The 25,385-nt window shown below is 72.9% G+C and carries 20 protein-coding genes; 9 read left to right on the forward strand and 11 right to left on the reverse strand.

The window, feature by feature from the left end; translation table 11 throughout:
• Positions 1 to 129: 129 nt before the first annotated feature.
• Positions 130 to 2,457, reverse strand: a complete 2,328-nt coding sequence (locus J7W19_RS23170) for a polysaccharide lyase 8 family protein (protein WP_004942893.1) — start codon at positions 2,455 to 2,457, stop codon at positions 130 to 132.
• Positions 2,458 to 2,802: 345 nt separating this feature from the next.
• Here J7W19_RS23170 and J7W19_RS23175 point away from each other — a divergent pair, with 345 nt between their 5' ends.
• Positions 2,803 to 3,408 (forward strand): YceI family protein, encoded by a 606-nt coding sequence (locus tag J7W19_RS23175; RefSeq protein ID WP_040889202.1) that lies wholly within the window; start codon positions 2,803 to 2,805, stop codon positions 3,406 to 3,408.
• A gap of 15 nt (positions 3,409 to 3,423) precedes the next feature.
• Here J7W19_RS23175 and cimA read toward each other — a convergent pair whose 3' ends face one another.
• Positions 3,424 to 5,046, reverse strand: coding sequence for a citramalate synthase (gene cimA / locus J7W19_RS23180; protein WP_004942886.1), 1,623 nt, complete (start codon positions 5,044 to 5,046; stop codon positions 3,424 to 3,426).
• A gap of 533 nt (positions 5,047 to 5,579) precedes the next feature.
• Between cimA and J7W19_RS23185 the strand changes: the two genes are divergently transcribed.
• From J7W19_RS23185 to J7W19_RS23205, 5 genes are all read left to right on the forward strand, one after another.
• Positions 5,580 to 5,699 (forward strand): keywimysin-related RiPP, encoded by a 120-nt coding sequence (locus tag J7W19_RS23185; RefSeq protein ID WP_106429581.1) that lies wholly within the window; start codon positions 5,580 to 5,582, stop codon positions 5,697 to 5,699.
• A 73-nt stretch (positions 5,700 to 5,772) separates the two neighbouring features.
• Complete coding sequence (locus J7W19_RS23190) at positions 5,773 to 7,599, forward strand: asparagine synthase-related protein (RefSeq protein ID WP_004942884.1); 1,827 nt, start codon at positions 5,773 to 5,775, stop codon at positions 7,597 to 7,599.
• The gene (locus J7W19_RS23195) at positions 7,596 to 7,847 is read left to right on the forward strand and encodes a lasso peptide biosynthesis PqqD family chaperone (protein WP_004942881.1); all 252 of its coding nucleotides are present in this window, start codon (positions 7,596 to 7,598) and stop codon (positions 7,845 to 7,847) included. The genes J7W19_RS23190 and J7W19_RS23195 overlap by 4 nt, the downstream gene beginning before the upstream one ends.
• A complete protein-coding gene (locus J7W19_RS23200) occupies positions 7,844 to 8,302 on the forward strand; it encodes a lasso peptide biosynthesis B2 protein (RefSeq protein WP_004942876.1) in 459 nt (152 codons plus the stop codon). The genes J7W19_RS23195 and J7W19_RS23200 overlap by 4 nt, the downstream gene beginning before the upstream one ends.
• Positions 8,268 to 10,037, forward strand: coding sequence for an ABC transporter ATP-binding protein (locus J7W19_RS23205; RefSeq protein WP_004942874.1), 1,770 nt, complete (start codon positions 8,268 to 8,270; stop codon positions 10,035 to 10,037). Before J7W19_RS23200 ends, J7W19_RS23205 begins: the two co-directional genes overlap by 35 nt.
• Positions 10,038 to 10,057: 20 nt before the next feature.
• Here the strand turns inward: J7W19_RS23205 and J7W19_RS23210 are convergent, their stop codons facing one another.
• From J7W19_RS23210 to J7W19_RS23250, 9 genes are all read right to left on the reverse strand, one after another.
• Positions 10,058 to 11,389 carry an MFS transporter gene (locus J7W19_RS23210; protein WP_004942871.1) on the reverse strand — a complete coding sequence of 444 codons (1,332 nt, stop codon included), beginning with the start codon at positions 11,387 to 11,389 and terminating at the stop codon, positions 10,058 to 10,060.
• 154 nt (positions 11,390 to 11,543) lie between these two features.
• Complete coding sequence (locus J7W19_RS23215) at positions 11,544 to 12,125, reverse strand: GTP-binding protein (protein WP_049717346.1); 582 nt, start codon at positions 12,123 to 12,125, stop codon at positions 11,544 to 11,546.
• On the reverse strand, positions 12,106 to 12,750 hold the full coding sequence (locus J7W19_RS23220; protein ID WP_063825780.1) for a DUF742 domain-containing protein: 645 nt from the start codon (positions 12,748 to 12,750) through the stop codon (positions 12,106 to 12,108). Before J7W19_RS23220 ends, J7W19_RS23215 begins: the two co-directional genes overlap by 20 nt.
• 84 nt (positions 12,751 to 12,834) lie before the next feature.
• On the reverse strand, positions 12,835 to 13,257 hold the full coding sequence (locus J7W19_RS23225) for a roadblock/LC7 domain-containing protein (RefSeq protein ID WP_049717348.1): 423 nt from the start codon (positions 13,255 to 13,257) through the stop codon (positions 12,835 to 12,837).
• Between the two features lies 1 nt (position 13,258).
• The gene (locus J7W19_RS23230) at positions 13,259 to 16,333 is read right to left on the reverse strand and encodes a sensor histidine kinase (protein ID WP_004942862.1); all 3,075 of its coding nucleotides are present in this window, start codon (positions 16,331 to 16,333) and stop codon (positions 13,259 to 13,261) included.
• Between the two features lie 334 nt (positions 16,334 to 16,667).
• On the reverse strand, positions 16,668 to 17,249 hold the full coding sequence (locus J7W19_RS23235; protein WP_004942857.1) for a GTP-binding protein: 582 nt from the start codon (positions 17,247 to 17,249) through the stop codon (positions 16,668 to 16,670).
• Positions 17,230 to 17,637, reverse strand: coding sequence for a DUF742 domain-containing protein (locus tag J7W19_RS23240; RefSeq protein WP_004942854.1), 408 nt, complete (start codon positions 17,635 to 17,637; stop codon positions 17,230 to 17,232). The genes J7W19_RS23235 and J7W19_RS23240 overlap by 20 nt, the downstream gene beginning before the upstream one ends.
• 103 nt (positions 17,638 to 17,740) lie before the next feature.
• Positions 17,741 to 18,154 carry a roadblock/LC7 domain-containing protein gene (locus J7W19_RS23245; protein ID WP_040889161.1) on the reverse strand — a complete coding sequence of 138 codons (414 nt, stop codon included), beginning with the start codon at positions 18,152 to 18,154 and terminating at the stop codon, positions 17,741 to 17,743.
• Positions 18,155 to 18,163: 9 nt separating this feature from the next.
• Complete coding sequence (locus J7W19_RS23250; RefSeq protein ID WP_004942850.1) at positions 18,164 to 22,057, reverse strand: sensor histidine kinase; 3,894 nt, start codon at positions 22,055 to 22,057, stop codon at positions 18,164 to 18,166.
• Positions 22,058 to 22,643: 586 nt separating this feature from the next.
• Between J7W19_RS23250 and J7W19_RS23255 the strand changes: the two genes are divergently transcribed.
• The 3 genes from J7W19_RS23255 (at position 22,644) to gltX (ending at position 25,301) form a co-directional block, all read left to right on the forward strand.
• Complete coding sequence (locus J7W19_RS23255; protein ID WP_004942848.1) at positions 22,644 to 22,832, forward strand: hypothetical protein; 189 nt, start codon at positions 22,644 to 22,646, stop codon at positions 22,830 to 22,832.
• 182 nt (positions 22,833 to 23,014) lie between these two features.
• The gene (locus tag J7W19_RS23260) at positions 23,015 to 23,797 is read left to right on the forward strand and encodes a fumarylacetoacetate hydrolase family protein (RefSeq protein WP_004942845.1); all 783 of its coding nucleotides are present in this window, start codon (positions 23,015 to 23,017) and stop codon (positions 23,795 to 23,797) included.
• The gene (gltX, locus tag J7W19_RS23265; protein ID WP_078587918.1) at positions 23,790 to 25,301 is read left to right on the forward strand and encodes a glutamate--tRNA ligase; all 1,512 of its coding nucleotides are present in this window, start codon (positions 23,790 to 23,792) and stop codon (positions 25,299 to 25,301) included. The genes J7W19_RS23260 and gltX overlap by 8 nt, the downstream gene beginning before the upstream one ends.
• Positions 25,302 to 25,385: the final 84 nt, after the last annotated feature.

The raw sequence follows: 25,385 nt of genomic DNA on the forward strand, positions 1-25,385 counted from the left end.
GTGGGCAAGGAGCACAGAATCGCACTGCGCCCCTACCAGTTGCCCCTGTTCGTCTGGACTTCCCACGCTGTGGGTAGTCCACAAAACCACTCGGACACACCGCCGCCCGGCCGGGGCCGGGGCGGGGCGTCAGCCGGTCTCGACCTCGCAGCGGTGCGGCAGGCACCGGGTTCCCGGCCGGATCCGCAGCCGCAGGACGGGCCCGGTGGCGCGTACCTGTACGGACGGGTCGTGGGACACCACCCGGCGCACCGGCCGCGCCCACGCGAGGTCGACCGGCGCGCCCGTGCGCGGGGGCTCGGCGAGGTGCAGGGTGGCGCGCCGGCCCTGCCGGTGGAGCAGGACGGCGGCGGGGCCGGTCACGGTGAGGGTGCCCACAGTGCCGGGGCGCCAGAAGGCGGCGGCGGTGAGGGCGGGCGTAGCGAGACGTACGGCCTGGAGGTCCGCGGTGTTGGCGAGGACGGTCAGCCGGCCGTGGTCGGCGGCGCGGGCGGCGACGGCGGCCCGGCTCGCGCCCGGCATCAGCAGGTGGACGAGGGCGGCCCCTTCGGGGTCGGTGCCGTGCGGGTGCCACAGGGTGAGGTAGCGCCGGGTCAGCGGGCGGGCGGAGCCGCCGGTGTTGACGTCCCGCCAGGCGCCGGTGCGGTGTTCGTCCAGGACGCGCACGGGCGCGCCGCCGGGCAGCACCCAGCCGCCGTGGCCCTCCAGGTGGAGCCAGTGGGCCCGGGGGAGGAAGGCGTCCCCGGCGCGCCGCACGCCGTCCACGGTGAGCCGGGGCGGGCCGGTGAGCCGCCGGTTGTCGAGCACGGTCTCGACGGGGGTGCCGTCGTGGGCGGTGACGCCCGCGGTGAGGCAGACGACGGCGTCGTCCGCGCACACCCACGTCCGGCGCGCCTCCAGGGTGGAGCCGAGCCCCTTGAGGTGCTGGCCGAGGAGCGCGTACGTGCCGTCCGTGACGCCGCCCACCCAGCGCGCGTCGGGTCTCGGCGCGCCCCAGGCGCCGCCCTCGTTGTCGGCGAGGCGCTTGGCGGAGACGGTGATCCCGGGGAGGCGGTACGGGTCGACGGTGGCCCAGAACCCGTCACCGTACTGGTCCTCGCCGCCGGGGCCCCACCAGAGGAGCATCCCGGCGCCGGAGTGCCAGCCGCGCGGGTTCTCGCCGTTGCCGTTCTCGTAGTGGGCGACGCGGTCGGAGGCCATGGCGAGGGCGGCGGTCCAGCCGGGGCGGCGGTGCACGGCCCGGTCCATGGCGGGGAACAGCCGGTGCCCGGCCGGTTCGGGCGCGGCGGGTTCCGGCCCGGCGAGGACGGCGGCGAGCCGGGCCAGGTCGGCGGTGTCGAACTGGGGGTCGGCGAGGAGCGGGGCGGCCGGGTCGCGGGCGGCCCAGCCCTTGATCAGGCCGTGCCACCGGGCGCGCGCGGCGGCGGGCGCGCCCTCGGCGAGCAGGGCGACGGCCGCGACGAGGGCGTGGCCGCGCTGCCGGTCGCTCTGCGGCGGCCCGTCGTCGGTCAGGCCCCGGCTGACGGCGCGGCCGGAGACGGTGTCCGCCACCAGCCCGTGGTGGATCAGCGGGACGAACGCCCGGTCCACGGCGTCGTGGACGAAGCGGCGGCCGGGGTCGGCGACGTCCCAGGCGGAGCCGCGCAGCAGGGCGAGGAGTCGGGCCAGGCCGTCGAGCAGCACCCATCCGTAGGTGCCGGTGTAGGGGACGGCGGTGTGCTGGAGGAACGATCCGTCGGCGTACAGCCCGTCGCCGTGGTCGACGTGGACGAGGACCGGGGAGAGCGCGTCGCGGGCGAGGACGAGCTTCGCGGGCGCCTCCCCGAGGACGCCGCGGAGGGCGACGACGCGGCAGAGGTCGACGCGGTTGGCGCCGGTGCTGGTGCCGGAGTAGTCGCCGAGCAGCGCGTCCGGGACGAAGTGGTCGACGGCCGCGAGCGCGTCGGCCCGCCGGGCGGGCCCGGCCTCGGCGTACAGCAGGGTGAGCGTGTCCAGCAGCGGGCGCGGGGTGCCGATCTGCCACTCCCACCAGTTGCCGTACCGCTGGGTGCCGGGGTGGTAGACGGTCCGGTGGACGTGGTCCAGGCCGGCGAGGACGTCGGCGGCGAGCGCCGCGTCGCCGGTGAGCCCGGTACCGGGCTGGACGTAGGCGCGGGCCATGACGTGCAGCCGGGCGTGGCTGAGGGTGATCCCGGCGGGCGGGTCGAAGGGGGCGTCGGGCCAGAGCGACCCGGGGCCGGGCCGCATCCGCGCCCGGTGGGCACGGGCGGTCTCGCCGGTGCGGCGCAGGACCGCGCGGTACGGCTCGGCGGCCGGGTCGAGGCCGGTGCCGAGGAGGAGGTCGCGCCAGCGGTGGCGGAGGACGGCGAACGGGTCGTCCGGGGCGGGTGGGCCACCGGTGAGGGGAGCGGCGAGCGCCGTGGCGAGGAAGGCGCGGCGGGTCCAGGGTGGAGGCATGAGGGTCCTCACGGTGCGGGAGGGCTGCGCGGGACGGGCCACACCGTGCCAGGCGCCGGTGGGGCGGCGCAATGAGGCGGGCACGGGCGCTGTCCGGTCCGGCCCGGGCGCGGGCGGGCCCGCTGGGCCGTCCCGAGCCGCGCCGCTCCGCCGGCGGCGTGGGCGGCCCGGCCGGAAACGGTCTCCCGGAGCGTCGGCGCGGGCACGGAAAATCTCGCCCGGAAACCTCCGGATTACGTTGAAGGATGAACTACTTCGTCTTACCGTGGAACACGGATGGAACGTTCCGACCGACCCGCCCCGCCGGCCCCGCCCGGCCGGCCGCCGAACCGCGAGGAGAACGCCATGGGCCCCTTCACCCGCAAGCCCGCCTCCGAGACCCCGGCCGCCGCGAACCCCGCACTGGCCGCCCTCACCGGCGACTGGACCATAGACCCCGTCCACAGCAGCATCGGCTTCACCGTGCGCCACGCCATGGTCACCAACGTCCGCGGCTCCTTCCACGACTACCAGGGCGCGCTCCACCTCGACGGGACCGACCCCTCCCGCTCCACCGCCGCCCTCGACATCACCGTCGCCAGCGTGGACACCGGGATGAAGGACCGCGACGCGCACCTCCGGAAGGAGGACTTCTTCGACGTCGAGCGGTTCCCGCTGATGACCTTCCGCTCCACCGCCGCGGAGTCGCTCGGCGGCGACACCTACCGGCTGACGGGCGACCTCACTATCAAGGACGTCACCCGCCCGGTCACCATCGACCTGGAGTTCAACGGCTCGGCCGTCGACGCCTACGGCACCGAGCGCGTCGGCTTCGAGGGCTTCGCCGCGATCCAGCGCTCCGACTGGGGACTGTCCTGGAACGCGGCCCTGGAGGCCGGCGGCGTCATGATCAGCGACAAGGTGAAGCTGCTCTTCGACATCTCCGCCGTCCGTGCCACGTCCCAGGACTGAGCCCGGCGCCGGGCGTCACTCCCGCGGTTCGACGCCCGCGCGCCACAGCCCGTACGCGTAGGCGTCGTCGAGCGCCTGCCAGGACGCCGCGATGACGTTCTCGGCGACGCCGACCGTGGACCACTCGCCGTCCTGGTCGCTGGTGGAGACCAGGACGCGGGTGATCGAGCCGGTGCCCAGGCTGCCCTCCAGGATGCGGACCTTGTAGTCGGTCAGCTCCAGCCCGCCGAGCTGCGGGTAGAAGGGTTCGAGGGCCGAACGCAGCGCCCGGTCCAGGGCGTTGACCGGACCGTTGCCCTCCGCCGTGGCGACGATCCGCTCGCCCTTGGCCCAGATCTTCACCGTCGCCTCGTTGGCGTGGGTGCCGTCGGGGCGGTCCTCGGCGATGGCGCGCCAGGACTCGACGCGGTAGTAGCGGAGCGCCCGGCCGGTCACCTCCTGGCGGAGCAGCAGTTCGAAGGAGGCGTCCGCGGCCTCGTACGTGTAGCCCTGCGCCTCCCGCTCCTTGACGCGCTCGACGACCCGGCCGACGAGCTCCCGGTCACCGCCCAGGTCGATGCCGAGTTCCTTGCCCTTGAGCTCGATCGACGCCCGGCCGGCCATGTCGGAGACCAGCATCCGCATGGTGTTGCCGACCCGTTCGGGGTCGATGTGCTGGTAGAGGTCCGGATCGACCTTGATCGCGGAGGCGTGCAGCCCGGCCTTGTGGGCGAAGGCCGAAACCCCCACGTACGGCTGATGCGTGGACGGCGTCAGGTTGACGACCTCGGCGATGGCGTGCGAGACGCGGGTGGTCTCGGCGAGCCTGCCCGGCGGCAGCACCCGCCGGTCGTACTTGAGCTCCAGGGCCGCGACGACGGGGAAGAGGTTGGCGTTGCCGACGCGTTCGCCGTAGCCGTTGGCGGTGCACTGCACGTGCGTGGCGCCCGCGTCCACGGCGGCGAGGGTGTTGGCCACCGCGCACCCGGTGTCGTCCTGCGCGTGGATGCCCAGCCGCGCGCCGGTCGCCGCGAGCACCGTGGAGACGGTCCCGGCGACCTGCGCGGGGAGCATCCCGCCGTTGGTGTCGCAGAGCACGACCACGTCGGCGCCCGCCTCGTGCGCGGCGCGGACCACCGCGGTGGCGTACTCGGCGTTCGCCCGGTGGCCGTCGAAGAAGTGCTCGCAGTCGACGAACACCCGCCGGCCGTGCGCCCGCAGATGGGCGACGGTCTCCCGGACCATCGCCAGGTTCTCCTCCAGCGTGGTGCGCAGCGCCAGCGCGACGTGCCGGTCGTGCGCCTTGGCGACCAGCGTGACGACCGGGGCGCCGGACGCGAGCAGCGCCGCCACCTGCGGATCGTCCGTCACCGGGACGCCCGGCTTGCGGGTGGCGCCGAACGCGACGAGCCGGGCGTGGCGGAAGGCGATCTCCTCCCGGGCGCGCCGGAAGAACTCGGTGTCCCGCGGGTTGGCGCCCGGCCAGCCGCCCTCGATGAAGCCCACGCCGTAGTCGTCCAGGTGCCGGGCGATGGTGAGCTTGTCCGCCACCGTGAGGTTGATGCCCTCGCGCTGCGCGCCGTCGCGGAGCGTGGTGTCGAAGACGTGGAACGCGTCGGACGGCGCCGCCTCGGGGGCGTCCGTGAGGGTGTCCGTCATGCTGCTGAGGCTCCTGTCGGGATCTCGGTCTACCGGAATGACCGGCTCCACCGTCCCTCCATGGTCCCGCGTGCTCCGCCGCCGGCGAAGGGTGGGCCGGAAACGAAAAAACCCCTCGCGGGTGCGAGAGGTCTGCGCGCGGGTCGGGGACGAGGGTGGCCGTGCCGTACCAGGTGCGTACGGAACGGTCACTGCGGACCGGCGCGCCTGCTGCCCGTAATCATGGCGAGCGAGAACACGTGACGCAGTCTTGCACAACCGCCGCCGCCGGAGCGGAACCGTCTCGCCATCCGGGCAGCGGCGGCCCCGGCCCCCTGCCCTCCCGGCCACCCTCCCGATCCCTCCGCTTTCGCGCCCTATGACGCGCCGCGCGGGGCACTCGGCGTCGCGCCGCCCCGACCCGGAGCAATCGTTTCGGAATTCATCATTCCAATATCCGGCCGCGGGAATAATTCCGCCGGGAGCCCGAGCGGAAAAAGCCTGTTGATCAAGCCTGGAGCCCCTGTTACGGTCGACGTCAGGAAGGAGGCCACATGAAGAAGAACTACATGAAGCCGACCCTGTTCAAGCAGGGCGACTTCACCAAGAAGACGGCCGGCTGGTTCATGAGCAAGAAGTCGGAAAACCTGACCTGGCGCATCGGCGGGTCGTGATCCGGAAATGAAGATGCCCGACCACATGGGTGACTTTTTCACGGTGCTACCGGACCATGCGGAAGGTCGGTCTGTGGTCGGGCACCTCTTCGGGGGGAGCGGAGGTCCGGCCGGGCCGACGACGGTCCGGTACCCCTCCGGACGGCCGTGGGTCGTCGCCCGGAGCCCCTGGCGCCACGTCAGCCACCTGTCCCGCGGAGCCGACGCCCTGGTCCTGATCGGCCCCGCCCGCGTCCCCGACCGGGTGCTCGCCGACCTGCTCGACCGCGCCCGGACCGGCGCCGACCTGGACCGGCTGCTGCGGCGACTGCCCGGAATCCACCACGTCGTCTCGCTGCTCCAGGGCGAGGTACGGGTCCGGGGCACCGCCTCCGGCCTGCGCCGCGTGTACCACTGCCGGTACGGCGGCCTCCGTGTCGCCTCCGATCGCGCCACCGTCCTGGCCGCCCTCTGCGACGCGGAGGTCGACGAGGGCGCGCTCGCGCTGCGGCTGCTGGACTTCGTCCCGCACCCGCTGCGCCACCGCACGCTGTGGCACGGCGTGGAAGAGGTGGAGCCGGAGTTCTCCCTCACCCTCGGCGACGACGGCCCGGGATACCGAATACACCGATGGTGGAATTCACCCCGTCCGCACCTTTCCATGGCGCGCGGGAAATCCGCTGTGGCGGCCGCTCTGGAGAATTCCGTCAGGGAATACACAAAGGAGTACGCGGACGGCCGGAACCGCATCAGCGGTGACCTTTCCGGCGGCCTGGATTCCACTTCCGTCGCCTTTCTCGCCCGACGGGCCGGAGTCCGCGACATGCTGGCGGTGACCGTCGCCGGACGGGACGCCTTCGCCGAGGACGAACAATGGGCGCGGCGCGCGGTGGAGGAATTCCCCGGGCTCGACCACCACGTCATCCCCGCCCATGAGTACCCGCTGTTCTTCGCGGGCGTCGGCACCCCCGGCGAACCGCTGGACGAGCCGTTCTACCTGGCTCCGGCGCGCGAGCGCGCCCGGGCGATGCTGGAGCCGGCGGTCCGCGCGGGATCTCGGATCCACCTCACCGGCCACGGCGGCGACGAGCTGTTCAACGGCGTTCCCGCCGCCTACCGGGACCTCTTCGCGCGCCGGCCGCTGATGGCGTGGTCCCGCCTCAACGCCACCCGCCACCTGCACGGATGGCCCCTGTGGCCGACCCTGCGGCAACTCCTCGCCCGGCCGCGCTACGGCTCCTGGCTGGCCCGCTCCGTGACCCCCGAGCCCCTCCTGGGGCTGCGCACCCCGCTGTTGACCTGGGGAGCCGAGCAGTCCGTCCACCCGTGGATCACCGCTCGCGGGCGGCGGCTGATCCGCGCCGGATACCTGTCGGCCGCGCGGCGGGCCCGGCCCCTGGCCCCCGGGCCGGGGCGCCACACGGAACTCGACGTGATCAGAACCGGTGCCCGGGCCTTCCAGGCCCTGGAGGACCTGGGCGTCGCCATGGGCGTCCCGGTGGCCGCGCCGTTCTTCGACGACCGGGTGATCGAGGCGGTGCTGTCCGTCCGGGTCGAGGACCGCATGGACCCCGCGCGCTACAAGCCGCTGCTGGTCGAGTCCCTGCGGGGCACGGTGCCGGACGCGCTGCTCGACCGCACCACCAAGGACGAGATGTCGCAGGACCAGGCGCTCGGCCTCCGGCGGCACGCCCCGGACCTGCGCCGGCTGTGGACGGACGCGCGGCTCGCCCGGCGGGGGCTCGTCGACGCGGACCTGCTGGTCCGGCTCGCCGACGAACCGGACACCCCCCTCCTCCAGGAGAACTCCCTCTGGACGGTGGTCGCCTGCGAGTCCTGGCTGCGCGCGATCGAAGACCAAGGACGTTCCCGGGCGAACCGCACGAACACCCGGGCCAAGGAAGGCACAGAAGGCACATGAGACTCAGCAAGGGCGTCGCCCTCACCTCGACCGACTACGGGGCCGTCCTCCTCGACGAACGCGGCGGCACCTACTGGCAGCTCAACGACAGCGGGGCCGTCATCGTGGGCGCGCTCGCCGAGGGCCTCGCCCCGGACGCCGTCGCCGAGCGGCTGGCGGCCGAGTTCGACGTCGACGCCGCGGAGGCCCGGGCCGATGTGCGGGAGCTCGTCCGCCGGCTCGTCGAGGCGGGGATCGTCCGGCCGTGACCACGGAGATGACCATGCCCGCCCGGGGCGCCGGCCGGGGCGGGCCCGCCCTGCGGGTGGTGATCGCGCTCGCCTTCCTGCTGGCCAGGCTCCGCCCCGGACGGCTCCGGAGGCTGCTCACCCTGATCAGCCGGGGCGCGCGCCCGGCACACCACGCCGAGGTCCTGGAGGTGTACCAGGCCGTGGTCGGCACCAGCCGCCGCTGCGCCGGCTGGTACGGCTGCCTGCCCCGCTCGGTCGCGATCGCCCTCGTCTGCCGGCTGTCGGGCACCTGGCCCGACTGGTGTGCCGGCGTGCGGAGTTCGCCGCCGTTCGCGGCCCACGCCTGGGTGGAGGCCGACGGCCGGCCGGTCGGCGAGCGCGGCCGGTCCGAGGACTTCCGGCCGCTGATGGTCGTCACGGTACGAGAAGGGGGTTCCGGTGCGGGAGACCGGCGAGGGGCCGGCCGCCGGTAGGCGCGAACCGGCGCCGCTGCGGCTGCTGTTCGGCCGGCTGGGGCCGCACTGGCGGACCTTGGCGCTCGGCGGCGTACTGTCCCTGCTCGGGGCGGCCGCCGGGCTGGCCATGCCCCTGATGGCCAAGTACGTCGTCGACGCCCTCGGGGCGGAACGGCCGGCGACGGGACCGCTGGCGGCCCTCAGCGCCGTCGCGGTCCTCGGCGCGGGCGCCTCGGCGGGCGCCGCCTACCTCATGGGCCGGACCGGGGAGGACATCGTCCTGGGAGCCCGGCGGCGGCTCGTCGGGCGCGTACTGCGCCTGGGGGTCCCGGCCGTCGACCGGCTCACCCCGGGCGATCTGCTCACCCGGGTCACCGGCGACACCACCCTGCTGCGGACGGCGCTCACTACCAGCGTCGTCGAATCGGCCGCCGGCGTCTGCACCCTGGCCGGCGCGATCGCCTTCATGGCGGCCCTGGACGGCGTGCTCCTCTGCGTCACCCTCCTCGTGATCGGCGTCGTCGCCGGCGTCTCCGCCCTCCTCATGCCCAGGATCCAGCGGGCCCAGCGGCGGGCCCAGGAGGCCGTCGGCGAGATGGGTTCGGCGCTGGACCGCGCCCTCCAGGCGTTCCGCACGGTCAAGGCCAGCGGCGCCGAGGAGCGCGAGACGGGCGTCGTGGCCGAGGCGGCGGCACGGGCCCGGGACCGGGGGGTGACGGTGGCCGGCTGGACCGCGCTCACCGGCGCGTCCGTCCTGATGGCCGTTCAACTCGCCTTCCTGAGCGTGCTGGCGGTCGGCGGCACGCGCGTGGCGTCCGGGGCGCTGGAGGTGTCGTCGCTGATCGCCTTCCTGCTGTACCTGTTCTCCCTGGTCTCACCGCTCGGCCAACTCGTCGAGGGCTGGGCCGCCGTACAGCAGGGCCTCGTCGCGGTGGGACGCGTCCACGAGATCGAGGCGCTGCCCGGGGAGCCGGCCGGCACCGCCCCCACCCCGGGCACGGGACCGGTCGGCATCCGGTTCGACGACGTGGCCTTCCGGTACGGGGACGACCGCGGACCGGCCCACGACGGCGTGACCTTCGAGGTACCACCCCGCGGCATGACCGCGCTCGTCGGCCCGTCCGGTGCGGGGAAGTCGACGGTGTTCGCCCTGCTGGAGCGGTTCTACGACCACCAGTCGGGCACCATCGCCGTCGACGGCCGCGACATCCGCGAGTGGCCGCTGGCCGAACTGCGCGCCTCCCTCGGCTACGTGGAGCAGGACGCGCCCGTCCTGGCCGGGACCCTGCGGGACAACCTGCTGTTCGCCGCTCCGCGGGCCACGCCCGACGAACTCCGGCACGCGGTGGCCCGCACCGGTCTCGACGAACTGGTCGCCCGGCTGCCCGAGGGCCTGGACACCCCGGTCGGCCACCGGGGCACCGCGCTCTCCGGCGGCGAGCGGCAACGGGTGGCGATCGCCCGGGCGCTGCTGCGCAAGCCGCGCCTGCTCCTCCTGGACGAGGTGACCTCGCACCTGGACGCGGTCAGCGAGCAGCGGCTGCGCGACGTCGTCCTGGAACTGGCCGCCGAGACCACCGTCCTGGTGATCGCGCACCGGCTCTCCACCGTCGTGCGCGCCGACCGCATCGTGGTCATGGAGGCGGGCCGGGTCCGCGCGGTCGGCGGCCACGAGGAACTCGTCGGCTCCGACGACCTGTACCGCGAACTGGCCGCCACCCAGCTCGCGGCGGACCGGTCCGGCGCGCCGTAGGACCGGCGCGCCCCCGGGGCTCAGGCGAGCGGGGCCGGGGCGCGGTCCGGCTCCTCCGCGCCGGGCTCCTCCGTGCCCGGCCCCCCGCCGACCCGCTTGAGGTCGATGTCCCGGGTCTCCCGCATCGTCAGGTACACCACCAGCGAGACGGCCGCGCAGCCCGCCACGTACCAGGAGAAGCCCGACTCGATCCCGCTCTTCTTGAACCACAGGGCCACGTACTCCGCCGTGCCGCCGAAGGCGGCGTTGGCGATGGCGTAGGGCAGCGCGACACCGAGGGAGCGGACGCCGGTGGGGAACAGCTCCGCCTTCACACAGGCGTTGATCGAGGTGTAGCCGGTGACGACGAGCAGGGCGAGCAGGGAGAGGCCCAGCGCGGGCCAGAACGAGCCGGCGTGCTTCAGCAGCGTCATGATCGGCACGGTGAGGAACGTCGAGCCCACCGCGAACGTGATCAGCAGCGGCCGGCGGCCGATCCGGTCCGAGAGGGCGCCCGCGAGCGGCTGGAGGCAGGCGAAGACCAGCAGCGCGCAGAAACTGACCAGCGTGGCGGTCTGCTTGGGCAGCCCGGCGGTGTTGGAGAGGTACTTGGTGAGGTACGTGGTGTACGTGTAGTACGCGACCGTGCCGCCCATGGTCAGCGCGATGACCAGCAGCGCCTCCCGCTTGTGCCGCAGCAGGGCGCGGACGGTGCCGCGGTCGCCCTGCGGGGTGTCGTCCGCCTCCTGGTACGTCTCCGTCTCCAGCATGTTGCGCCGCAGGTAGAAGATGACGGCCGCGCCGAGCGCGCCGACGACGAACGGGATCCGCCAGCCCCAGTCGTGCAACTCGGCGGAGGTCAGGGTGTGCTGGAGCACGATCAGCAGGCCCAGGCCGAGCAACTGGCCGGCCGTCATGGACACGTACTGGAAGCTGGACGCGAAGCCGCGGCGGCCCGGCGCGGACGCCTCGGTGAGGTACGTGGCACTGGCCGCGTACTCGCCGCCCACCGACAGCCCCTGCAGCAGCCGCGCCACCAGCAGGACGGCGACGCCGCCGTACCCCGCGACCCCGTAGGTGGGCGCGGCGGCGATCAGCACCGCCGAGGCGGACATCAGCGTCACGGTCAGCGTCAGCGCGGCCTTCCGCCCGCGCCGGTCCCCCACCCGGCCGAGCAGCCAGCCGCCGACCGGCCGCATGAAGAAGCCGACGGCGAAGATGCCGGCGGTGTTCATGAGTTTGGCGGTGTCGTTGCCCTCGGGGAAGAAGGAGCCCGCGAAGTAGGTCGCGAAGCTGGCGTAGACGAACCAGTCGAACCACTCGACCATGTTGCCGGCCGAGCCGATCCAGATCTTCTTCCAGTGCTGTTCCATGGACGGCACGGTGGCGGAACGGCGTGGTTCCGGACAAGGGGCGGATCGCAACGATCACGCGTACTTGCGTGCGTTGCGGTCGCCGGTTGACGCGCGTGCGCGAACGCCGGACGGGCCGGGGAGCCGGCCCGTCCGGCGTGCGAACAAGGGTCCGCTAGCGCAGCCGCGCCATCAGCGCGTGCTCGACGAGCGTGATGAGCGCGCTCTTCGCCTCGTTCCGGTGCCGCGCGTCGGTGGTGATGATCGGCGCGTCCGGCCCGATCTGCAGGGCCTCCCGCACCTCGTCCGGCGTGTACGGCTGGTGTCCGTCGAACCCGTTGAGGGCGATGACGAACGGGAGCCCGCTGTTCTCGAAGTAGTCGACGGCCGGGAAGCAGTCGGCGAGGCGCCGCGTGTCCACCAGGACGACCGCCCCGATGGCACCGCGGACCAGGTCGTCCCACATGAACCAGAACCGGTCCTGTCCGGGCGTGCCGAACAGGTAGAGGATCAGGTCCTGGTCCAGGGTGATCCGGCCGAAGTCCATCGCCACGGTCGTCGTGGTCTTGTCCGGCGCGTGCGTGAGGTCGTCGATGCCCGCCGAGGCGGAGGTCATGACGGCTTCGGTGCGCAGCGGGTTGATCTCCGAGACCGCGCCGACGAACGTGGTCTTGCCCACGCCGAAACCACCGGCCACCACGATCTTCGCGCTGGTGGTGGAGCGGGCTGCCTCGCCGCTAGAGGTTCCGAAGTCCACTGAGCACCCTTTCGAGCAGTGTCACGTCAGGCTGGCCGCCGGCGGACGCGTCGCCGCCGGGCTGATGAATGGCGACGAGCCCGGCCTCGGCCAGATCGGCCACCAGGATTCGGGCGACGCCGAGCGGGATGGACAGAAGTGCCGAGATCTCGGCGACCGACTTGATCTCGCGGCACAGGTGGCAGATGCGCTGGTGTTCCGGCAACTGCCCTTGGAGTTGGGCCGGCTGGGCCGTGGTGTGCACCAGCGCCTCGATGGCGAGCTGGTAACGCGGCCGGGTCCGGCCACCGGTCATGGCGTAGGGACGGACCAACGGGTTGCTCTTGCCACCCGACGGAGATCCCGAACGCCGGTGCTGCGGCCCCTGTCCCGGGCGGGTGCCCTGCCCCGCGGGGGGCGGGACATGGCCCGTCGGGACGTGCCCGGGCGCGCCGGGCGGGGAGTACCCGCCGCCGGGCACCCCGTAGGGCGGTGCCGGGGGCTGCGGGGTGTAGGGCACCTGCGAGGGGTGCTGGGCCTCCGACCGGTCCCTGGGGGTGGGCGCGGAGGGGAAGTTGAAGCGGTTCAGCGGCGGGTTCTCCTGCTGGTCATTGCCATACGGGTAACCGCCTGGGGGCGTTGCCACGGCTCCTCCTCCGACTTTCCTGTCTGCTGCTGGTCGCGCCACCGCACCTTAAGGCGCGGTGGCGCGAAACGCACTGTCTCTCTGCTAGTTGAGAAGGCTCCCCTGTAGTTCGGCGCGGAGGTCGGGCGTCAGGACGTTGCCCGCGCGGTCGACCAGCAGGGCCATCTCGTAGCCGACGAGGCCGATGTCGCACTCCGGGTGCGCCAGCACGGCCAGCGAGGAGCCGTCGGAGATGGACATGATGAAGAGGAAGCCGCGCTCCATCTCCACCACGGTCTGGTTGACGGCGCCGCCCTCGAAGATGCGCGAGGCACCCGCGGTCAGGGAGGTCAGGCCGGAGGCCACCGCCGCCAGCTGGTCCGCGCGGTCCCGCGGAAACCCTTCGGACATGGCCAGAAGGAGTCCGTCGGCGGAGACCACGACGGTGTGGGACACCCCTGGGGTGTTCTCCACGAAACTGGTGATCAACCAGTTCAGGTTCTGCGCCGCCTGGCTCATCGGGCTCACACTAACGCTCCTGCTCGTAGGTGCCGCCGGGGCCGAAGCCCTGGTCGTGTTGCTGCTGCTGCTCCTGCGCGGTGATCGCGGGGAACTCCGAGGAGTCCGTTCCCGCGCTGCGCCCCTGCTGGACACCGCGGCGCAGGTTGGCGAGCCTGCCGCGGACGTCCTCGGGGGCCCGGGATATCTGCGGGCCGCCCTGGGCGGTCTCCACCGCCTTGCCCTCGACCAGATTGGCCCTGGGCACCCGGCGCGGGAGACCGGAGGAAGTGATCCCGTCCGCCTTCGGCACCCGGAGCCGCTCGGCGCGCTGCCAGCGCTCGTCGTTGGCCGACTGCCCGGCGGACGTGTCCCCCTCGGTCCGAGGCCGGGAGATGTCCTGCTGGGACCGGTCCGGTTCTCCGCCGCCCCTCGTGGCCTCCTCGCCCGTCTCCGGCTGCTGCCACTGCCGATCGCGGCGCGGCAGACCGGACCCGGTCAGCGAGGGAGGGCCGCTCGTGGCGGGGCCCGGACGGTCGAACTCTACGCGCTCCGGCTGCGCCGTGTCAGCGGACGGCTGAGATTCCGATTCCGCTCCGTAACCCGACGCGTACCCGTGCTGGTACGGAGTGGCCTCCGGAGCCGTCCCGCCCCACTCGCCTTGGTAGGCGGGGGCGTTGAAGTCACCGTAGGTCTGCTGGTCGGTGAAGCCCTGTTCGCTGTAGGCGGCTTCCGTATACGGCTGCTCACCCGTGGCCTGCGGGGCGAACGGAGTCTGCTGGGTGTCGTGCGACGGAACCTGCTGTCCGGCGGCGTCCTGGCCGGGCTGCCCGGCGGGGTGCGCCCCGAGGGCGCCCTCCAGGGCGGCCCGCCGCTCCTCGCGCAGCCGCGAGCGGCCGAGCGGGTCGAGCACCGGGGCACCGGCCGCGCCCGCCGCCCCCGCCTCATAGCGCGAGTCGTCGAAGCCCAGCTCCGCGGCGGTCCGGACGCCGCCGCCCGTCCCGATCGGACCGGCCTGCTGCTCGGGGACGATCCGGGAGACCGTGAAGTCGTCGCCGGCCTGCTCGTCCTCGCCACCGCCACCGTGGGTGATGGCCTCCGGGAGCATGACCAGCGAGGTGGTGCCGGCCTGCTCGCCCGAGGGGCGGAGCTGGACGCGGATGCCGTGCCGCATGGCCAGCCGGCCGACCACGAACAGACCCATCCGCTGGGAGACCGTGGCGTCCACGGTCGGCGGGTTGGCCAGCTTGTGGTTGATGTCCGCGAAGTCCTCGGGGGTGAGGCCGATGCCCTTGTCGTGGATCTCGACCATCACGCGGCCGTCGGGCAGTCGCGTGGCGTTGACGCGGACCTTGGTGTGCGGGGAGGAGAACGTGGTCGCGTTCTCCAGCAGCTCGGCGAGGAGGTGCACGAGGTCGGTCACGGCGAGACCGTGGATCTCGGCCTCCGAGACGCCGTCCAGCTCGATGCGCTCGTACGCCTCCACCTCGGAGGAGGCCGCGCGCAACACGTCCACCAGCGGGATCGGCTGGTCCCAGCGGCGGCCGGGCTCCTCGCCCGCGAGGATGAGGAGGTTCTCGCCGTTGCGGCGCATACGGGTGGCCAGGTGGTCCAGCCGGAAGAGGTTCTCCAACTGGTCCGGGTCGGCCTCGTTGTTCTCCAGCCCGGTGATCAGCTCCAGCTGGCCCTCGATCAGGCTCTGGTTGCGCCGGGAGAGGTTGGTGAAGATCGCGTTGACGTTGCCGCGGAGCATGGCCTGCTCGGCGGCGAGCCGGACGGCCTCCCGGTGCACCTGGTCGAAGGCGCGGGCGACCTCGCCGATCTCGTCCTTGGTGTCGATCGGGATGGGCTGCACCCGGGTGTCGATCCGGCCCGGCTCGGTGCGCGAGAGCTGGTCGACCAGGGCCGGCAGCCGCTGCTCGGCCACCTCGAAGGCGGCACCGCGCAGCCGGCGCATGCTGCGGCTCATCGAGCGGGCGATGCGCCCGGCGACGAAGAACGCGGCCAGCAGCGCGACGATCATGATCGACCCGTTGACGATGGCGTCCTGCCGGGCGTCGGAGGCGACCTGCGACGCCTCGTCCACCGCGTGGTCGGCGAGGTGCGACTCGACGTCGCGGTAGGCGTCGAACTTCCCGGTGGCCGTGGTGTACCAGGACTCGGGGGTGATCCCCAGGGCCTTCAGCTTCTCCGGCGACTCGCCGGACATGATGGCGAGCGCCATCTTGTTCTGCTGCTCGACCTGCGCCTTCTCCTTGAGCGTGTTCTTCAGCCGGTCGATGTCCTCCTGGGAGCCACCGGTCGTGTACTCGTCGGAGGCGATGTACTCCAGGAAGTTGTACGAGGAGAAGGAGGTCAGCAGGAAGCGCCGGTCCTTGGCGGCCATGTCCGGCTTGGCCAGCAGGTGCGTACCCATGGACCGCTGCAGCGACTCGGCGGCCTTGGCCAGCGAGACGGCGTAGACCATGCGGCCGTACGAGGTGACGGTGCCGGTGCCCAGGCCGAGTTCGTTGGTGAACGCCATCAGCGGACGCTGGATGGAGCCGTAGGCGTCCTCGGTCTTGGCCGCCTCGGAGGTGTAGGCGGCCTTCCGGATCTGCGGCAGCTTCTTCTCCGCGTCCCGGACCGCCGCCAGCCGGCGCTGCAGGCTGGGGGTGTCGGGCATGGAGCGGACGGCTTCGCCGAAGGCGGCCTGGGCGGAATCCGTCGCCTCCCGGGCCTTCTTGACGTTCTCGTCCTCGCGCTGCTTGGCCAGCAGGGGGATGACGCTCTTGTCGCGCTCGTCGACGATCGCCTGGGCGTAGTCGGCCGCGGCCCGCACCACACGCGCGGTGTCGGCCGCGTCCTCGGCCTCGGTCCAGGTGTCGACCGACTTCTTGATGCCGAGGCCACCGAAGACCAGGGCGACCAGCACCGGGATGAGGAGGATCGCGTTCAGCCGGGTGGCCACCCGCCAGTTGCGGGGCGAGAACCGTCCGCCGCCACCGCTGGGCGCGACGGGGGTACGGGGAACGTCCGAGGGCTCCACCGCGGCCTGCGACGGCGGTGTGAAGTTGCCCCGCGCGTCCTTCGCCTGCTGCGCGGTGCCGGTCTTTCTTCGCCTCACTCGTCCAACAACCTCTCGGCGTCGGCACCGGCGTCGGGGACGCCGTGCCGTCTTTCGGCTGGGCCACGACGGCCCAGTTCGGGAAATTCCAGCACGCCGGACCAGTGCGTTCCAAACAGTGGGCAGAGCCGACGGCCGGGGGGATCCGCCCGACATAAAACGGGCATTAAGAGCGAGCGACGCCAAAAGGCGGGCGAAACATGTGCGGAGGGGAACCGGGCGGCTGCGGCCCGTGGTGGCCGGCCTGTCGCGCCCCGGTCAATTCTCTGTCGAAACGTTATGAAGCCCGGGGGCGGCCCGTGGTGCATCCCACACGGCCGCCCGCTCCCGCCGGCTACTTCAGCCGCGCCATCAGGGCGTGTTCGACGAGCGTGATGAGCGCGCTCTTCGCCTCGTTCCGATGCCGCGCGTCGGTGGTGATGATGGGCGCGTCCGGCCCGATCTGCAGCGCCTCGCGCACCTCTTCGGGGGAGTAGGGCTGCTCTCCGTGGAAGCCGTTGAGGGCGATGACGAAGGGCAGGCCGCTGTTCTCGAAGTAGTCGACCGCGGGGAAGCAGTCGGCGAGGCGGCGGGTGTCGACCAGGACGACCGCGCCGATGGCGCCGCGGACCAGGTCGTCCCACATGAACCAGAACCGGTCCTGCCCGGGGGTGCCGAACAGGTACAGGATCAGGTCGTCGTCCAGCGTGATGCGGCCGAAGTCCATGGCGACGGTGGTCGTCGTCTTGTCCTGGACGTGGCTCAGATCGTCGATGCCCGCCGACGCGGACGTCATCACGGCCTCGGTGCGCAGCGGACTGATCTCCGAGACCGCGCCGACGAACGTGGTCTTGCCCACGCCGAATCCGCCGGCCACCACGATCTTCGCCGAGGTCGTGGCGCGGCCGGCGGTCCCGCTAGAGCTTCCGAAGTCCACTGAGCACCCTTTCGAGCAGTGTCACATCCGGCGTTCCGCCGGTCTCGCCGCCGCCGCCCGGCTGATGGATCGCCACCATCCCGGCCTCCGCCAGGTCGGCCACCAGGATCCGCGCCACGCCGAGCGGCATGTTCAGCAGCGCGGAGACCTCCGCGACCGACTTCACCTCACGGCAGAGGTGGCAGATCCGCTGGTGCTCGGGCAGCAGGTTGCCCAGCTGGGCCGGGTCGGCGGTCGAGCTGACCAGCGCCTCGATGGCGAGCTGGTAGCGCGGCCGGGTCCGGCCGCCCGTCATGGCGTAGGGACGGACCAGGGGCTGGTCGCCTTCACTCCCGTACGGCATGTGGTGCGAGGCGCCGTACGGGCCGGGCGAGACGGGCGGGGTCATGAATCCTCCGGGCGGGACAGCAGGAAGGCAATGATGCCGTCGAGCGGGGGCCGGTGGGAGCTTTCGGCCGTACGGTCGGACGGGATTTGCGGTGTGTGTACGGTCAGTTCAGCAGGCTTCCCTGCAGTTCGGCGCGGAGGTCGGGCGTCAGGACGTTGCCCGCGCGGTCGACCAGCAGGGCCATCTCGTAGCCGACGAGGCCGATGTCGCACTCCGGGTGCGCCAGCACGGCCAGCGAGGAGCCGTCGGAGATGGACATGATGAAGAGGAAGCCGCGCTCCATCTCCACCACGGTCTGGTTGACGGGCCCGCCCTCGAAGATGCGCGAGGCACCGGCCGTCAGGGAGGTCAGGCCGGAGGCCACCGCCGCCAGCTGGTCCGCGCGGTCCCGGGGGAACCCCTCGGACATGGCCAGCAGCAGTCCGTCGGCGGACACCACCACCGTGTGGGACACCCCCGGGGTGCTCTCCACGAAGTTGGTGATCAACCAGTTCAGATTCTGCGCCGCCTGGCTCATCGGACTCAACTAACGCTCCTGCTGGTAGGTGGGGCCACCGTGGTGGCTACCGGTGGCCGGGCTGGTGCCGGCCTGACGTCCTTGCTGGATGCCCCGACGGAGATTGGTCAGCCGGCCGCGCACGTCGTCGGGCGCGCGCGAGACCTGCGGACCCTCGGGCAGGGCCTGCTGCTGGGCGGTGCCCTCGACGAGGTTGGCCCGGGGCACCCGGCGGGGCAGGCCCGACGAGGTGGTCCCGTCCGCGGCGGGCACCCGGACCTGCTCGGCCCGGCGCCAGCGTTCGTCGTTGGGGGACTCGCGCCAGTCCGGCAGCGGGGTCTGCGCCGTGACGTCGGGGCTGGTGGGGCTGGTGGTGCCGGCGGGGGCGGTCGGGGCCTCGGCACGCGGGGCCCGGCGCGGCAGGCCGCGGGGCGCCTCGGGCTCGGCCGCCGGCTCCGGCGCCCGCTCACGGGTCTCCTGGTCCTGGAACCAGTGCGACTCCAGCTCCTGGAAGAGCGGCGTCGTCTCCTGGGCGCCGTTGTGCCGCGCGGTGTCGGACCCGGTGTCGAACCGGCCCGTGTCGAACCGGCCCGTGTCCTGCCGCCCGCCGTCCTGCTGCCCGAAGCGCCCGGTACCGGCAGGCGGAACGATCCGCCCGCCGCCTTCGGCGTCCGGCACGGGAGCGAGTTGCGGGAAGGACGCGGTGCTGCCCGGGTCGGCCGGGGACGTGGCGTCCCGGGAGGGCAGCGCGTGCCGTCCGGTGCTGCTGCTCTCCGGCTCCGGCACGGGGGCCAGGCGCGGGAACTGCCCGGTGCCGCCCGGACCGTCGGGGTCACCGCCGGGGGCGGTGGGCAGCGCGTGCCGCCCGGTGCTGCTGCCCTCGGGCTCCGGCACGGGCGCCAGCTGCGGGAACTGCCCGGTGGCGGACGGTCCTTCGGCGCGCTCGGGGGTCTCGACGCTGTCGTGGCCGCGCGGGATGTCCTGCGCGGCGCGCGAGGAACCGTTCGAGGCCAGCGGCCAGTCGTCCACCGGCGCGGCGGGGGAGCGGTCGTCGTTGCCCCAGCTCGGTGCCGGGCGGGCCGGCGGCTCGGCGGGGGTGTTCTTGCGGTCGCCGCGCTTGGGCAGGCCGGAGAGCGCGTTGCGCACGGGCAGGCCGTTGCCGGCACCGCCGCGCTGCGGCAGGCCACCGGTGCCGGGCTTGTCCTCGCCGCCGCGGACGGGCAGTTCGGGCAGGCCGGTCGGCGTGCCGGCGCCCCGGACGGGGAGCCCGCCGGGCGTGCTCGTACGGTCGCCGCGCTTGGGCAGGCCGCTCTTGGTGGACTCGCCGCCCTTGCCGGCCTCGCCGCCACCGCGGACGGGCAGGTCGGAGCCGGTGCCCTCGCCGCGCTGCGGCGGCTGCTGCGGACGGCGGCCGTTGCCCACCGGCGCGATCACGGCGGGCCGCTTGCCGCGCGACGGCAGGCCGGACCGGCCGTCGGCGCCCTTGCCGCCGAAGGAGGCGTCGTCACCCGCGCCGGCGTGCGGCGGGGCGTCGAAGAGGCTGGGGCCGCCGGTCGGCGCGCCCGCGCCCGGGGTGGACCCGGGAACGCGCGTCGGCAGACCGCTCTGGGTCAGGCCGCCGGCCCGCGACGGGTTGGCCGGCGGGCGCGGGCCCTTGGGCGGCAGCTGACCGCGGTCGCGGTCCGGCGCCTGCGGGGCACCGCCCGGACCGGGCAGGCCGGGCGCGGCCTTGCCACCGGGAACGCCGGGGACGCCAGGCGCACCCGGGACGCCCGTGCCGGGCATGCCGCCGGGGGCGCCGCCACCGGGCAGGCCGGGGCCGCCGGGCGCGCCGGGGCCGGGCTTCTTGCCGCCCTGGGCGACGTCGACCGGCAGCATGACGAGCGCGGTGGTGCCGCCGGAGTCCGACGGGCGGAGCTGGATGCGGATGCCGTGTCGCAGGGACAGGCGGCCGACCACGAACAGGCCCATGCGCCGGGAGACGGAGACGTCCACGGTCGGCGGGCTGGCCAGCCGCTCGTTGATCGCCGCCAGGTCCTCCTGGGACAGGCCGATGCCGGTGTCGTGGATCTCGACCAGCACCCGGCCGTCGGGCAGGGCGTGACCGGTGACCTTGACCTTGGTCTGCGGGGAGGAGAACGACGTGGCGTTCTCCAGCAGCTCGGCGAGGAGGTGCACGAGGTCGTTGACGACGCGGCCGGCGACCTCGGTCGGCGGCACACCGGTGAGTTCGATGCGCTCGTACTGCTCCACCTCGGACGCGGCGGCGCGGAGCACGTCGACGAGCGGGACCGGCCGGGTCCACCGGCGGCCGGGCTCTTCACCGGCGAGAACGAGGAGGTTCTCACCGTTCCGGCGCATACGGGTCGCGAGGTGGTCGAGCTTGAACAGCGAGGACAGCTGGTCCGGGTCGGCCTCGCGGGACTCCAGTTCGGAGATGAGCGAGAGCTGACGCTGGATGAGGCCCTGCGACCGCCGCGAGAGGTTGGTGAACATCGCGTTGACGTTGCCCCGGAGGAGGGCCTGCTCGGCGGCGAGGCGGACGGCCTCGCGGTGCACGTCGTCGAAGGCCGCGGCCACCTTGCCGATCTCGTCGCGGCTGTGCACGCCGACGGACTCGACGGAGGTGTCCACGTCCTGCGGGTCGGCCTCGGAGAGCTGCTTGACCAGCTCGGGCAGGCGCTCCTGGGCGACCTTCTGCGCGGTGTCCTGGAGCCGGCGCAGCGAGCGCACCATGGACCGGGCCACGACGAAGGCGCCGACCAGCGAGATGCCGAGGACGAGGATGATCAGCGCACCGTTGAGGTACGCCTCCTGCTGGGCGTCGTCGCGGAGTTCGAGGGCCTTCTGCTCCATCTCGTTGAGGAGCGTGGTCTCGATCTTGGACATTTCCGCGATCTTGACGCTGTCGCGGTCGAACCAGTCGCGGTACGTGAGGCTGTCCGCGCCGCGCAGGCCGTCGCCGCGCATCAGCACGCGCTCGGCGTAGGCGTTGGCCTGCGAGATGTCGTAGGTGCCGCCGTTCAGACCCTGGAGCAGCTCCCGGTCCGTGTCGCCGTGCACGCGGAGGAAGCGCTTGTACGCCTGGTCCTCACCACTGAACGCGGACTGGCCGAAGAGGCGGTCGTTCGGGGAGAGCTCGTGCGGCGAGCGGGCGAGACCGGCGCTGATCAGCGCGCGCTGCATGGACGCGTACTCCTTGGCGGAGGAGAACGAGGCCAGGGCGCGGGTGGAGGCGATCATCTCGCTGTTGCTGGACGCCAGGGCCATGTCCTGGGAGAGCGTGATCAGCGAGGTGACGAGGCCGTTGTAGGCGTTGACGGTCCGCGAGACCTGGTCCGGGTCCTTGTACGCGGCGGAGCGGTACTTCTGGATGTCCTGGAGCTGCCGGGTGATCTCCACCAGCGTGGCGTTGACGCCGACGGTGGTGTCGTCGTCGGGCTTGACCCGCTCGGTGAGCTTCTTGAACTCCTCGATCGCCTTGTCGGTCCGCTGGCGCGGCGCCACGACGTCGTCGTTCTTCTCGTCCTTGAGGATCAGCGGGGCGGCGGACCGGTCGCGCTCCTCCTGCAGGGCGTTGGCGAGGTCGGTGGCCACGCTGGTCATGTCGGTCAGCAGCTTCATGTGATCGAGCTGATCGACGTCCTGCAGCGAGCTCTCGATACGCAGCGCACCCAGGGTCGTCGCGGCGACGACGGGCAGGGCGAGCAGGGAGACCAGGCGGGTACTGATTCGCCAGTTGCGCAGGGCTATTCGTGAGCCCGGCCCGCTGGGGACCTTCGCCTTGCCCTTTCCCTTGGGGCCGTCGGCGGATTCGCCGCCGGCCGGCGCGTCGACGGGCGTGCCGCGGTCGCCGCCTGTCGCCGCACCGTGCGGCTCCGGCTCGGCCGCAGCGCTGCCATCCCTCTTGAAACGTCCCTGCACTAGCGTCGCAACCTCTGGACCAGGCGTTCCCCCGGCGAGCGGAGGAACGGTGTCGAGTCGTGGGGGGACCGCGGTGCCCCCCTGGCGGTCCGTGGAATTCCAGCACAGTGCCGGATGCGCCAACAAGGCCGGTGCGCCCCACCGCGGATCGGTGACGGACGGTAGCCCGCCCTGTCGCTCTCCGTGGAGGGTCCACTCCTATCAATTCGGACTTACGCGGGCGAATGCTCCATGGCTTGTCGCGCTGAGCGACCTGTCCCAGTCGCCATGATCAGGAGCGGAACGTCAGCTTCAGTCCGGCGATGTCCGTTTCGTACGGGCGGGACAGGTGCCGGTTATGCGGCATTTATCTTGAGGTTCGTGAGGAAACTCACAGGTGACACCCCGCATCCTGCTCGGTATGGCGGGGAAGGGCGCGCCTAGCCTGGATCCTTGCGCGGACGTGACGACCCGCGGACGTGACGACCGCCGGATCCGCGGGCGACCCGCGAGGCCGCGGCCGGCCGCCCCCGAAGCCCGCGACGGCCGCGACGAGACACCGACGACCGCGACGACGACACCAGAGACAACGCGAGGCAACCGCACAGTGAAGACCACCAGCCCCTCCCGGAAGACCGCCAACCCGCGCCGCACCACGCTCGCGCACCTCAAGGACACCAAGGCGCTCTTCGAGGCCGAGCGCCCGCAGCACGCGGTCGAGCTCCCCACGGTCACCGCCAACCCGCGCCGCACCGTCCTGATGACCGCCCCCGCGCCGGTCCTGGTCGAGGACTGACGGGCCGCGCGCCCCAGGAGCCCCCGAGGGGCCCGCCGGATCCGGCGGGCCCCTCGGCCGTCCCGGCACCGGTCCGGACCACCCGGATCGCCCGGCCGAACGCCGCGCACCGAGCGCGCACGGCCCCCGCGATAGCCTGAAGTGTCAGACTCCGGCCGGATCAGTGAGGGGCTCAGCTTCCCGTGCGCATCGCCAGATTCTCCATCGACGGCAACGTCGGCTACGGCGTGGTCGAGGGGGACGCCTCCACCGAGGGCGGTCCCGTCCTCGACATCATCAAGGGCATTCCCTACGGCGACTTCGAACGCTCCGGGACCAAGGTCCCGCTGAGCAAGGTCCGCCTGCTCCCGCCCGTCCTGCCCAGCAAGGTCGTGGCCATCGGCCGCAACTACGCCGAGCACGCCGCCGAGCTGGGCAACGAGGTGCCCGAGGTGCCCGTCGCCTTCTTCAAGCCGTCGACCTCCGTCGTCGGCCCGGGCGACCCCATCGCGTACCCCTCCTTCAGCAGCGACCTCCACCACGAGGCCGAGCTGGCCGTGGTCATCGGCCGCATGTGCCGCGAGGTCCCGCGCGAGCGCGTCAAGGACGTCATCCTCGGCTACACCTGTGCCAACGACGTCACCGCCCGCGACGTCCAGCAGCGCGAGAAGCAGTGGGCCCGCGCCAAGGGCTTCGACTCCTCCTGCCCGCTCGGCCCCTGGATCGAGACCGAGATCGACCCGGGCGACCTGGCGATCACCTGCACGGTCAACGGCGAGCTGCGGCAGAGCGGCCGCACCGCCCAGATGCTGCGCTCCGTCGAGGAGCTCATCGTCCACATCACCGAGGCGATGACGCTGCTCCCCGGCGACGTCGTCCTCACCGGCACCCCCGCCGGGGTCGGACCCCTGCACGACGGCGACGAGGTCGCCGTCACCATCGAAGGCATCGGCACTCTCACCAACAAGGTGATCAAGCGTGGCTAACGCGAACTCCCCCAAGCTCTCGACTTCGCTCGAGCAGGGGGTACCCCCCCGCGTACGTTTCTGTCCCTCGCCGACCGGCAACCCCCACGTGGGCCTGGTCCGCACCGCCCTCTTCAACTGGGCGTTCGCCCGCCACCACGGCGGCACCCTGGTCTTCCGCATCGAGGACACCGACGCGGCCCGCGACTCCGAGGAGTCGTACGAGCAGCTCCTCGACGCGATGCGCTGGCTGGGCTTCGACTGGGACGAGGGCCCCGAGGTCGGCGGCCCCCACGCGCCCTACCGCCAGTCGCAGCGCATGGACATCTACCGCGACGTCGCGGAGAAGCTGCTGGCCGCCGGCCACGCGTACCACTGCTACTGCACCGCCGAGGAGCTCGACGCCCGCCGCGAGGCCGCCCGCGCCGCCGGCAAGCCGTCCGGCTACGACGGCAAGTGCCGGGTCGTGAGCCCCGAGCAGAAGGCCGCCTACGAGGCCGAGGGCCGCCCGTCGATCGTCCGCTTCCGGATGCCCGACGAGCCGATCACCTTCACCGACCTGGTCCGCGGCGAGCTCACCTTCACCCCGGAGAACGTGCCGGACTTCGGCATCGTCCGGGCCAACGGCGCCCCGCTGTACACGCTCGTCAACCCGGTCGACGACGCGCTGATGGAGATCACCCACGTCCTGCGCGGCGAGGACCTGCTGTCCTCCACCCCCCGCCAGATCGCCCTCTACAAGGCGCTGATGGAGCTGGGCGTCGCCAAGGCCGTCCCGGAGTTCGGCCACCTGCCGTACGTCATGGGCGAGGGCAACAAGAAGCTCTCCAAGCGCGACCCGCAGTCCTCCCTCAACCTCTACCGGGAGCGCGGCTTCCTGCCCGAGGGCCTGCTCAACTACCTCTCGCTGCTCGGCTGGTCCCTCTCGGCCGACCAGGACCTCTTCTCGATGGACGAGATGGTCGCGGCGTTCGACATCAAGGACGTCAACGCCAACCCGGCCCGCTTCGACCTCAAGAAGGCCGAGGCGATCAACGCCGACCACATCCGCCGGCTGGACGTGAAGGACTTCGTCGCGGCCTGCGAGCCCTGGCTGCGCGCCCCGCACGCCCCCTGGGCGCCCGAGGCGTTCGACGCCGCCGCCTTCGCGGAGCTGGCCCCGCTGGCCCAGACCCGCCTCACGGTCCTCTCCGACATCACGGCCAACGTGGACTTCCTCTTCCTCGACCGGCCGGTGGAGGACGAGGCGTCCTGGACCAAGGCCATGAAGGAGGGCTCGGACGCCCTGCTCAGGACCGCCCGCGAGAAGCTGGCCGCCGCCGAGTGGAACGCCGAGGCCCTGAAGGCCGCCGTCGTCGCCGCCGGCGAGGAGCACGGCCTCAAGCTGGGCAAGGCACAGGCCCCGGTCCGGGTGGCCGTCACCGGCCGTACGGTCGGCCTGCCGCTCTTCGAGTCGCTGGAGGTCCTCGGCCGCGAGCGGACGCTGGAGCGCGTCGACGCCGCCCTGGCGAAGCTGGCGGCCTGACGGCCCCCGCCCGCGCCCCGAAGGGCCCTGGAAGCCGCCTTGCGCGGCCTCCGGGGCCCTTCGCCGTGTTCCGGGGGCGGGCCC

It is taken from the genome of Streptomyces mobaraensis NBRC 13819 = DSM 40847 (assembly GCF_017916255.1).
In the GTDB taxonomy this organism is placed as follows: domain Bacteria; phylum Actinomycetota; class Actinomycetes; order Streptomycetales; family Streptomycetaceae; genus Streptomyces; species Streptomyces mobaraensis.

What these genes read in the sequence shown, in the direction of transcription:
- J7W19_RS23170 (WP_004942893.1), bottom strand. Translation starts at nt 2,457, where the DNA reads ATGCCTCCACCCTGGACCCGCCGCGCCTTCCTCGCCACGGCGCTCGCC.
- J7W19_RS23175 (WP_040889202.1), top strand. Translation starts at nt 2,803, where the DNA reads ATGGGCCCCTTCACCCGCAAGCCCGCCTCCGAGACCCCGGCCGCCGCG.
- cimA (WP_004942886.1), bottom strand. Translation starts at nt 5,046, where the DNA reads ATGACGGACACCCTCACGGACGCCCCCGAGGCGGCGCCGTCCGACGCG.
- J7W19_RS23185 (WP_106429581.1), top strand. Translation starts at nt 5,580, where the DNA reads ATGAAGAAGAACTACATGAAGCCGACCCTGTTCAAGCAGGGCGACTTC.
- J7W19_RS23195 (WP_004942881.1), top strand. Translation starts at nt 7,596, where the DNA reads ATGAGACTCAGCAAGGGCGTCGCCCTCACCTCGACCGACTACGGGGCC.
- J7W19_RS23210 (WP_004942871.1), bottom strand. Translation starts at nt 11,389, where the DNA reads ATGGAACAGCACTGGAAGAAGATCTGGATCGGCTCGGCCGGCAACATG.
- J7W19_RS23240 (WP_004942854.1), bottom strand. Translation starts at nt 17,637, where the DNA reads ATGACCCCGCCCGTCTCGCCCGGCCCGTACGGCGCCTCGCACCACATG.
- J7W19_RS23245 (WP_040889161.1), bottom strand. Translation starts at nt 18,154, where the DNA reads ATGAGCCAGGCGGCGCAGAATCTGAACTGGTTGATCACCAACTTCGTG.